A 2,960-nucleotide genomic window follows, 5' to 3' on the forward strand; every position below is an offset into this window, starting at 1 on the left:
CGAGTTCGGCATCTGGTCACTCACCAGCTGCCGATCGGTGAGTCCGACGGCCCGCATCCGTTCCACGGATCGGACGGGAGACTGTTGTGAGCGCCTCGGCCGCGCCGGAGGCTCGCTGATAATTGGGTGATACAAACTGCTGTGTACGAGTTGTCTTCATGGCGGAACGATCTGGCGGCAAAACCCTTGATTGTTCGAACAAGGTGAGTGCCGAAATGCACAGACAGGATCAAAACAAGCCCATCGTACTCGTCGTCGAGGACGAATGGCTGTTGCGCGTGGATGCCGTCGAGATCGTTCGTGCGGCCGGCTTCGAGCCGCTCGAAGCCGCTACCGCCGATGAGGCCATCGCGATTCTGGAAAGCCGCGACGACATTCGCGTGGTATTCACGGACGTCCAGATCCCGGGATCGATGGACGGCTTGCGACTGGCTCGCGCAATCCGCGGCCGCTGGCCGCCGATCCGCGTGGTCGCGACGTCGGGCCGTATTCAGCTCAACGATAACGAACTGCCGAGCGGCGGACGTTTCGTGCCTAAGCCCTATACGCCGTCGCAGATCTCCTCGGTGCTGGCCGAGTTAGTGGCTTAACTTATTGTGCACCGCGTTATTGCGCTGCACACGCGACAAAGGAAGAGCTTTCGGAAATTTAACGGATGTTGCTCTAGTTCACGGTCTTTTCGAGCTATCATCTAGGCTTACCTTGTAGGCAAGGTGTTTGCGTAATGGACCGTCGATGAAGCGCCCGTTTATCATACTGGCTTGTTTGAGCGTCGTGGCGGCGACCGCCTATTTCACGTTCAGCCACTGGGCGATCCGCCACGCCAGCCTGAATTTCTACGATCAGGCGCGTAAGCGGCCGGTCAGCGTCGATCTGGCCGTGCGGCGCGACATCGAGATGAAGGCCGAAGCCGGCATGACGACGCTGCCGGTGGCGATCATCAGCAACGGCAACACGGTGAAGAACACCGAGTACTCCTTCCTGGCAAACGTGCTGGCGGCGCGCGGCTATCTGGTGGCCAGCATTCAGCAGGACGTGCCCGGCGACAAACCGCTGATGACGATTGCCGGAGATCTCTATGTCGGCAGGCTCGGCGTCTACGAGAAGGGTGAGAAGAACATCCTGTTCACGATCGATCAGCTGAAGAAACTTGAACCCGAGGCGGACTTTCAACATCTGACGCTGGTCGGCCATTCCAACGGTGGCGACATCTCGATGTTCTTCGCCCAGCAGCACCCGGACATGGTGCGGCGGGTGGTGACGCTGGATAATTTGCGGGTTCCTTTCGTCACCTCGGGCTTTGCCAAAATCTTGTCGTTCCGCTCCGACGATCCGCAATTCAAGACCGATCCGGGCGTGCTGCCGGATGCCAAGGTCGCCAAGCAGGCGGGCATCGAGATCGTCGACACCGGCGCGCAGCACAACGAGCTGAGCGATCGCGGGCCCGACAGCGTCAAGGAGCGGATTCAGGCAACGCTGGATCAGTTCCTGTCCGACAGCGCCAACAGCAAGGTCTCGCCGATCGACCTCAAGAAACTGCACGACGATCCGCGAGCCATGGGTCCATAGACGATCGGCCGTCGCTTGGTCATGTTGCGCCCTTGACGCCCGCCGCAGGGCGGGCGAGGGATCGCACTTCCGTTCTGTGGAGTGCGATATGGCTGCCGAGGTGAGCCCGCTGGCGGGCAAGACGATCGATCCGAGCAACCTCGTCAACGTGCCGCGGCTGGTGACGGCGTATTTCGCCAACAAGCCTGATCCTGCGGTTCCGGCCCAACGGGTCGCCTTCGGCACCTCCGGTCATCGGGGCTCTGCGCTGAACAGCGCCTTCAACGAAGATCACATCGTCGCCGTCAGCCAGGCCGTCGCCGATCATCGCCGCGCCGCCGGCGTCACCGGGCCGCTGTATGTCGGCATCGACACCCATGCGCTGGCCGAGCCGGCGCTGGTCAGTGCGCTTGAAGTGTTCGCCGCCAACGAGGTCGAGGTGGTCATCGACGAGCGCGGCGGCTACACGCCGACGCCGGTGATCTCGCATGCCATCCTCACCCATAATCGCGGCCGCTCGAGCGGCTTGGCCGACGGCGTGGTGGTGACGCCGTCGCATAATCCGCCCGAGGACGGCGGCTTCAAATACAATCCTCCGAGCGGTGGCCCTGCCGACACCGACATCACCGGCGTCGTCGAGAAAGCCGCCAACGCGCTACTGGCGGACGGGCTGAAGGGCGTCAAGCGCATTCCCTATGCGCGCGCGCTTGCGGCCAATTGCGTGCATCGCCGCGATTACGTCACGCCCTATGTGAACGACCTCGCCAACGTCGTCGACATGGAGGCGATCCGCGCCTCGGGCGTGAAGATCGGCATCGATCCGCTCGGCGGCGCCGCGGTGCATTACTGGCAGCCGCTGATCGAGCGTTACGGCCTCAACGCCACGCTGATCAGCGACATCGTGGATCCGACCTTCCGCTTCATGACGGCGGATTGGGACGGCAAGGTGCGGATGGATTGCTCGTCGCCTTACGCGATGGCGCGCCTGATCGGGATGCGCGACGATTTCGACGTCGCCTTCGCCAATGACACCGACGCCGACCGCCACGGCATCGTCACCCGGTCCAACGGGCTGATGAATCCGAACCATTATCTGTCGGTGGCGATCTCCTACCTGTTCGCCCATCGCCCGCAGTGGGGAGCCAATTCGGCGATCGGCAAGACCGCGGTGTCGAGCGCGATGATTGATCGCGTCGCCGCCAAGATTGGCCGCAAGGTGGTCGAAACCCCGGTCGGCTTCAAATGGTTCGTCGACGGTCTGATCGGCGGCGGCTTCGGTTTCGCCGGCGAGGAAAGCGCTGGCGCGTCCTTCCTGCGCCACGATGGCTCGGTCTGGACCACCGACAAAGACGGCCTCATCCTCGGCCTGCTCGCCGCGGAAATCACCGCGGTGATGAAGGCTGATCCCGGCG

Annotated in this window: 3 protein-coding genes; all 3 read left to right on the plus strand. The window is 62.8% G+C overall.

Features of this window, described 5'->3' with window-relative positions; genetic code table 11:
• Positions 1-215: 215 nt before the first annotated feature.
• A complete protein-coding gene (locus tag I5M_RS10500) occupies positions 216-590 on the plus strand; it encodes a response regulator (protein WP_022721367.1) in 375 nt (124 codons plus the stop codon).
• 145 nt (positions 591-735) lie between these two features.
• Positions 736-1,569 (plus strand): alpha/beta fold hydrolase, encoded by an 834-nt coding sequence (locus tag I5M_RS10505; protein WP_031336024.1) that lies wholly within the window; start codon positions 736-738, stop codon positions 1,567-1,569.
• 88 nt (positions 1,570-1,657) lie between these two features.
• The coding region (locus I5M_RS10510; RefSeq protein WP_022721369.1) for an alpha-D-glucose phosphate-specific phosphoglucomutase at positions 1,658-2,960 on the plus strand (1,303 nt) is incomplete at its 3' end.

The organism is Rhodopseudomonas sp. B29, from assembly GCF_000333455.1.
In the GTDB taxonomy this organism is placed as follows: domain Bacteria; phylum Pseudomonadota; class Alphaproteobacteria; order Rhizobiales; family Xanthobacteraceae; genus Rhodopseudomonas.

Coding starts and splice junctions, on each gene's coding strand:
- I5M_RS10500 (WP_022721367.1), top strand. CDS start 216: ATGCACAGACAGGATCAAAACAAGCCCATCGTACTCGTCGTCGAGGAC.
- I5M_RS10505 (WP_031336024.1), top strand. CDS start 736: ATGAAGCGCCCGTTTATCATACTGGCTTGTTTGAGCGTCGTGGCGGCG.